Annotated in this window: 8 protein-coding genes; 4 read left to right on the top strand and 4 right to left on the bottom strand. The window is 59.5% G+C overall.

Going from position 1 to position 5,810, the window contains the following annotated elements; translation table 11 throughout:
• Positions 1-27 precede the first annotated feature (27 nt).
• From AC1DLB_RS19335 to AC1DLB_RS19320, 4 genes are read left to right on the top strand one after another with little or no spacing between them, the layout of a single operon-like run.
• A complete protein-coding gene (locus tag AC1DLB_RS19335; protein WP_477744572.1) occupies positions 28-1,713 on the top strand; it encodes a monovalent cation/H+ antiporter subunit D in 1,686 nt (561 codons plus the stop codon).
• The gene (locus AC1DLB_RS19330) at positions 1,710-2,198 is read left to right on the top strand and encodes a Na+/H+ antiporter subunit E (RefSeq protein WP_064617038.1); all 489 of its coding nucleotides are present in this window, start codon (positions 1,710-1,712) and stop codon (positions 2,196-2,198) included. Before AC1DLB_RS19335 ends, AC1DLB_RS19330 begins: the two co-directional genes overlap by 4 nt.
• Positions 2,195-2,473, top strand: coding sequence for a K+/H+ antiporter subunit F (locus AC1DLB_RS19325; protein WP_008151692.1), 279 nt, complete (start codon positions 2,195-2,197; stop codon positions 2,471-2,473). Before AC1DLB_RS19330 ends, AC1DLB_RS19325 begins: the two co-directional genes overlap by 4 nt.
• On the top strand, positions 2,470-2,832 hold the full coding sequence (locus AC1DLB_RS19320; protein WP_477785459.1) for a Na+/H+ antiporter subunit G: 363 nt from the start codon (positions 2,470-2,472) through the stop codon (positions 2,830-2,832). Before AC1DLB_RS19325 ends, AC1DLB_RS19320 begins: the two co-directional genes overlap by 4 nt.
• 70 nt (positions 2,833-2,902) lie before the next feature.
• Here the strand turns inward: AC1DLB_RS19320 and AC1DLB_RS19315 are convergent, their stop codons facing one another.
• The 4 genes from AC1DLB_RS19315 to AC1DLB_RS19300 all read right to left on the bottom strand — a co-directional run bounded on the left by AC1DLB_RS19315 (position 2,903) and on the right by AC1DLB_RS19300 (position 5,313).
• Complete coding sequence (locus AC1DLB_RS19315; RefSeq protein ID WP_305412049.1) at positions 2,903-3,340, bottom strand: DUF3995 domain-containing protein; 438 nt, start codon at positions 3,338-3,340, stop codon at positions 2,903-2,905.
• Positions 3,341-3,503: 163 nt separating this feature from the next.
• Positions 3,504-4,520, bottom strand: coding sequence for an ABC transporter substrate-binding protein (locus AC1DLB_RS19310; protein ID WP_064617035.1), 1,017 nt, complete (start codon positions 4,518-4,520; stop codon positions 3,504-3,506).
• A 119-nt stretch (positions 4,521-4,639) separates the two neighbouring features.
• On the bottom strand, positions 4,640-4,843 hold the full coding sequence (locus AC1DLB_RS19305) for a hypothetical protein (protein WP_007935975.1): 204 nt from the start codon (positions 4,841-4,843) through the stop codon (positions 4,640-4,642).
• Positions 4,843-5,313 (bottom strand): hypothetical protein, encoded by a 471-nt coding sequence (locus AC1DLB_RS19300; protein ID WP_026286571.1) that lies wholly within the window; start codon positions 5,311-5,313, stop codon positions 4,843-4,845. The genes AC1DLB_RS19305 and AC1DLB_RS19300 overlap by 1 nt, the downstream gene beginning before the upstream one ends.
• Positions 5,314-5,810: the final 497 nt, after the last annotated feature.

The raw sequence follows: 5,810 nt of genomic DNA, 5'->3' as shown, positions 1-5,810 counted from the left end.
CCATGTGGATGGCCGGGAGCCTAAAGAATGATGGCGATGACTCACCTGATCGTTGCACCGATTCTGCTGCCGCTGCTGACCGCCGCCGTGATGCTGATGCTGGGCGAGAAACACCGCCCGCTAAAGGCCAAGATCAACCTGTTCTCCAGCCTGCTGGGACTGGGCATTGCCGTAATGCTGCTGCAATGGACGCAGACCACCGGTGTGCCCGGCTCCATCGGCGTGTACCTGCCGGGCAACTGGCAGGCGCCGTTCGGTATCGTGCTGGTGGTCGATCGCCTGTCGGCGTTGATGCTGGTGCTGACCGGGATCATCGGCGTCAGCGCCCTGCTGTTCGCCATGGCCCGCTGGGACGGCGCCGGTTCGAGTTTCCACGCACTGTTCCAGATTCAGTTGATGGGCCTGTACGGCGCCTTCCTCACGGCGGACCTGTTCAACCTGTTCGTGTTTTTCGAAGTGCTGCTCGCCGCCTCTTACGGGCTGATGTTGCACGGTTCGGGCCGGCCGCGGGTGTCGTCGGGGTTGCATTACATCTCGATCAACCTGCTGGCCTCGTCGCTGTTCCTGATTGGCGCGGCGCTGATTTACGGCGTCACCGGCACGCTGAACATGGCCGACCTGGCGCTGAAAATCCCGCTGGTGCCGGAAGCCGATCGCGGCCTGCTGCATGCCGGCGCGGCGATTCTGGCAGTGGCGTTCCTGGCCAAGGCTGGCATGTGGCCGCTGAACTTCTGGCTGGTGCCGGCGTACTCCGCAGCCAGCGCGCCGGTAGCGGCGATGTTCGCGATCATGACCAAGGTCGGCGTCTACACCCTGCTACGCCTGTGGACGCTGCTGTTCTCCGGCCAGGCCGGGGCCTCTGCGTACTTCGGCGGCGACTGGCTGATCTACGGCGGCATGGCGACCATCGTCTGCGCCGCCGTGGCGATCCTCGCCGCGCAACGCCTGGAGCGCATGGCCAGCCTGAGCATCCTGGTGTCGGCAGGCATTTTGTTGTCGGCCATCGGTTTCGCCCAGCCGAACCTGATCGGCGCGGCGCTGTTCTATCTGGTCAGCTCGACCCTGGCCTTGAGCGCGCTGTTCTTGCTGGCGGAGTTGATCGAACGTTCGCGTTCGGCCAACGAAATGCCACTGGACGATGACGGCGAGCTGCTGCCACGGCCCCTGGAATCCTTGCAGCCGCCCAAAGGCTTCAACCTCGATGACGACCAGAAAGCCGTGGTCGGTCAGGTGATTCCCTGGACCATGGCCTTCCTCGGCCTGAGCTTCATCGCCTGCGCTTTATTGATTATCGGCATGCCGCCGCTCTCCGGTTTTATCGGCAAACTCAGCCTGCTCAGCGCCCTGCTCAACCCGCTGGGCCTGGGTCATGGCAGCGACGAGCCGGTATCGAACGGCGCGTGGGGGTTGCTGGCGTTGTTGATCCTGTCCGGATTGGCCTCGTTGATCGCTTTCTCGCGTGTGGGTATCCAGCGTTTCTGGACCCCGCAAGAGCGGCCGTCGCCTTTGCTGCGCCGCCTGGAATGCGTGCCGATCATCGTGCTGCTGGGGCTGAGCATCGCGCTGACGTTCAAGGCTGAACCGCTGTTGCGCTACACCCAGGCCGCCGCTCAAGCATTGAATAACCCTCAGCAATACGTGATGGCGGTGCTCGGCACCCGTGCGGTGCCGAGCCCTGAAGCCAGGGCAGCACTGGTGGAGGTGCAACCATGAAGCGTCTGTTTCCTGCGCCGTGGTTGTCACTGTCCTTGTGGCTGCTGTGGCTGCTGTTGAACCTGTCGATGAGCCCCGGCAATGTGCTGTTGGGCGCGGTATTGGGCCTCTGTGCCCCACTGATGATGCGCAAGTTGCGGCCGTTGCCGATCCGCATTCGTCGCCCCGGGGTGATTTTGCGTTTGTTCTTGCTGGTCGGGCGCGATGTGCTGGTGTCCAACCTCGCCGTGGCCTGGGGCGTGCTCAATGCCGGGCGGCGTGCGCCTCGCTCGCGGTTCATCAAGGTGCCGCTGGACTTGCGCGATGCCAACGGTCTGGCGGCGCTGTCGATCATCTGCACGGTGATTCCCGGCACGGTCTGGTCGGAACTGGCGCTGGATCGCAGCATTCTGTTGCTGCACGTTTTCGATCTGGATGACGAAGGCCCATTCATCCAGCACTTCAAGGCGACCTACGAGCGCCCCTTGATGGAGATCTTCGAATGAGCGCATTGCTGTCGAACGCGATCCTGCTGAGCCTGTTCATCTTTTCGCTGGCGATGATTCTGACCCTGATCCGCCTGTTCAAGGGCCCGTCAGCCCAGGACCGGGTTCTGGCCCTGGATTACCTGTACATCATCGCCATGCTGATGATGCTCGCGCTGGGCATTCGTTATGCCAGTGACACTTACTTCGAGGCGGCACTGCTGATCGCCCTGTTCGGCTTCGTCGGCTCGTTTGCCCTGGCCAAATTCCTGTTGCGTGGCGAGGTGATCGAATGAACGCTGAACTGTCTTTGTGGGTGGAAATTCCGGTGGCGATTCTGCTGGTGCTCAGCAGTCTGTTTGCACTGATCGGCGCGGTCGGGCTGCTGCGGATGAAGGATTACTTCCAGCGCATGCACCCACCGGCGCTGGCCTCGACTTTGGGCGCGTGGTGTGTGGCTCTGGCTTCGATCATTTACTTTTCGGCGCTCAAGTCGGGGCCGGTGTTGCATGCCTGGCTGATTCCGATTCTGTTATCGATCACGATGCCGGTGACCACGCTGCTGCTGGCCCGGGCGGCGCTGTTCCGCAAGCGCATGGCGGGGGATGATGTGCCGGCGGAAGTGAGTAGTYGGCGCACGGAACCCGGGAGTTAGTTCAGGGATTTGTGTTGATTGGCGGGATCTCTTCGCGGGCTTGCTCGCGAAAGCGATTGACCGCCCCCCCTCAGATCCAGGCCACTGCCAGCAACCCGGCCCCCAACACCAAGCACAACGGCGAATACGCCCAAGTGTCGAGCCGGGCAAACTTCGAATCCTTGACCTGCTTGAAGAACCCCACCAGATTCGAATCGCCGATCGCCCGAGCGAACATCAGCAGCGCAATCGCGCTAATCACCCATTGCAACGACCAGTGATGCACCGTGGGCAGATACAGTCCGACCCGCAGGCACACCAGCATCGCAATCAGCAGCAAACCCACCGCCACCAGCAGCGTGCCAAAGCCCGATGGCTTGAACGCCGGCCTTGATGCTTCACCGCCCTCCCCTGGTACTCTCGGTACCACCGCCTCGCTACCCCACTTGCCACCCGCCGCCCAATACAGGTGGATCAGGCTGATGACCAGAAAGATTGCAGCAATCCATTGCGCGACCAAAAGGCTCATATTCAGACGTCCCGTGTGAAATGTTGCAGCAGAATGAACTTCCTTGCGCGATTTTAAAAGCGCCCGGCACAAGCTGGCGAAGCCTGCAATCTTTTGACTTTGCTTCCAACGGCAAAATCAAAAGATCGCAGGCTTCTACGAGTTTTATGTACACCCGAGCAGTTTATTTCAGCTGGGCAGCGACTTTATCCGCCACATCCTTGGGCACCCAGGCCTGCCACACCTGTGGGTTCGCCTTCATGAACGCCTCGGCCGCTTGACGTGGCGGAGTGTGTTTTTCACTCATCTCCGCCAGGGCCTTGTTCAACGCTTCGATCGGTAAATCGACCTTGCTGAAGAACTCGGTGAGCTGCGGGTACTGTTTCTGGAACGGCGCGGACACACCGATGGACAACTTCGAGGGCAGTGAGCGAGTCGGCTTCGGATTAGGGTTGTCGGCCTCGGTCAGGGTTTTCCAGGCTTCGGCGTCGAATGGCGGCTCTTGCAGTTGAATCAGCTTGAAACGGCCGAGCAATGGCGTCGGTGACCAGTAATAGAACAGGACTGGTTTGCCGCGACGAATCGACGAACTGATCTCTGCGTCCAGCGCCGCCCCCGAACCACTGCGAAAGTTCACGTAGCTGTCGTTCAGCCCATAGGCCTTGAGCTTCTGCTTGTTGACCACCTCCGACGTCCAGCCGATCGGGCTGTTCAGGAAGCGTCCCTTGCTCGGGGTTTCCGGGTCTTTGAACACATCCTTGTAGCGCGGCAGATCACTGACACTGCGCAGCCCCGGCGCCAGCGGCTTGATGCCCTTGGCCGGGTCGCCCTTGATCACGTATTCCGGCACCCACCAGCCCTCGGTGGCGCCCTTGACCGTATCGCCCAGGCTCGCGACTTTGCCCTCGGCCTCAGCCTTGACCCAGACCGGACTGCGGCCCGCCCACTCTTCGCCAATGACCTGAATGTCATTGTTGGCCAAGGCGGTTTCCAGGGTAATGGTCGTTCCGGGCAAGGTATCGGTCGGCAAGCCGTAGCCCTGCTCGACGATGATCCGCAGAATCTCGGTGATCAGGCTGCCACTTTCCCAATTCAGGTCGGCAAAGTGAATCGGTGCCTGGGCAGCGAATACCGGAACGGGTGAAACCAACAAGCCGAACGTGGCCAGGGTAGCGGCCAGTAACCGTCGTAATCCCTTCATGCTCTTGCACCTCGTGCTGTTCACAGCAATAGCAGGATGGCCTGACAAAGAAGACCACAAGCCTCTGAATACTCAGTCAACTGACTGTAGTAGAGGTTTCTGCTTTCGAGGGGCGAGGATTATTTTTCGGAAGGTTCCTGCAAGCGCGCAAGCTCTCTTCTGACCATGCTGGCGTACGCCGCCGGGCGCAACATATAAATTTGTGACGCTACCCAACTCAGCCAGGCTCCCTGCAGAACGGCCTTTTCAGCCAACAGGCGCTGGGCCTCGGCGTGTGCACTGGCCTGGTTCTGTTCATGGAAATCGGCGCGGGTCTGGGTCATTACTCGCTGGCCTTGAAGGTCACCAGYTCGCCTTTGCGCCACTTGGCGGCCTTGGCAGTCACGGCTTTCAGTGTCTTGGTCAGGCCTTCCTGCAATTGTTGGTGGGCCGCAAACACCATCACCACGCTATGACCTTCCTTGAACACAATGCCGTGGCCGTCTGCGGTGGTCACGAACGCGTAATCCCCCAGTCCGTACACCGTCAATTTGATTTCGCGGAACTTGATATCCAGTTTTCCGCCTTCGCGGCTGGGCAATACGGAAGCGCTGAAATGATCGCCGACCTTGAGTTTCAGCCCGGGCTTGTCGTCTACCACCAGCGCGGCTTCGGTGTCGATCTCGGCAATGTAAATGCCTTCAGCGTTCTGTTCGGTGATGTAGACGAAACGTGACTGAAACTGTTTAACCAGCTTTGCGCGCAAATCACCCAGTACGAACAAAGCATGCATATCGAGATTACTTACTGCCAAGGAAACATCCCCACATCTGAAAATGATGCCGCACGCAGGAAACGCGCACAGCAGAAAAAAGCGGCAATGCCGAGGTTTAGCCAAATGACCCGGGTCGTAATCCTGGAACGARCAGAGGGCTCATTCATCGCGAGGTTTGGGAAGATTACTGGAACATCCCCCGCATCGTCTTGCCTGGCGGTCGTCAGAGGTTGAAGGAAAACGCCCTTCTGACGGCCAGAAAAACCGGATCACCAACTTTAGGGAAAAATCTCTTTAAAAAAAGCACTTTTCTGACATATCGCCAGTAAAAAATTGCTTTAGATGGGCAGCAATYGCCAACCAGTGAGAGCGATTCTAGAGCAGCCATGCTCACCGAGACTACCCAAAACAACGTACGCACGTCGGTAAAACCACGAAAAGGACTTCATATGTGCACACTGACTCACTTCGCCCAGCCTCACACACACCACACAAACGGCTCGTCACTTCTGCAATCGATAGTACTCCGCCAGCAG

The sequence above is a fragment of the Pseudomonas sp. 05N434 genome (assembly GCF_056396965.1).
This window is presented reverse-complemented; position numbering and strand designations above follow the sequence as displayed.

What these genes read in the sequence shown, in the direction of transcription:
- AC1DLB_RS19335 (WP_477744572.1), top strand. Translation starts at nt 28, where the DNA reads ATGATGGCGATGACTCACCTGATCGTTGCACCGATTCTGCTGCCGCTG.
- AC1DLB_RS19330 (WP_064617038.1), top strand. Translation starts at nt 1,710, where the DNA reads ATGAAGCGTCTGTTTCCTGCGCCGTGGTTGTCACTGTCCTTGTGGCTG.
- AC1DLB_RS19325 (WP_008151692.1), top strand. Translation starts at nt 2,195, where the DNA reads ATGAGCGCATTGCTGTCGAACGCGATCCTGCTGAGCCTGTTCATCTTT.
- AC1DLB_RS19315 (WP_305412049.1), bottom strand. Translation starts at nt 3,340, where the DNA reads ATGAGCCTTTTGGTCGCGCAATGGATTGCTGCAATCTTTCTGGTCATC.
- AC1DLB_RS19310 (WP_064617035.1), bottom strand. Translation starts at nt 4,520, where the DNA reads ATGAAGGGATTACGACGGTTACTGGCCGCTACCCTGGCCACGTTCGGC.
- AC1DLB_RS19305 (WP_007935975.1), bottom strand. Translation starts at nt 4,843, where the DNA reads ATGACCCAGACCCGCGCCGATTTCCATGAACAGAACCAGGCCAGTGCA.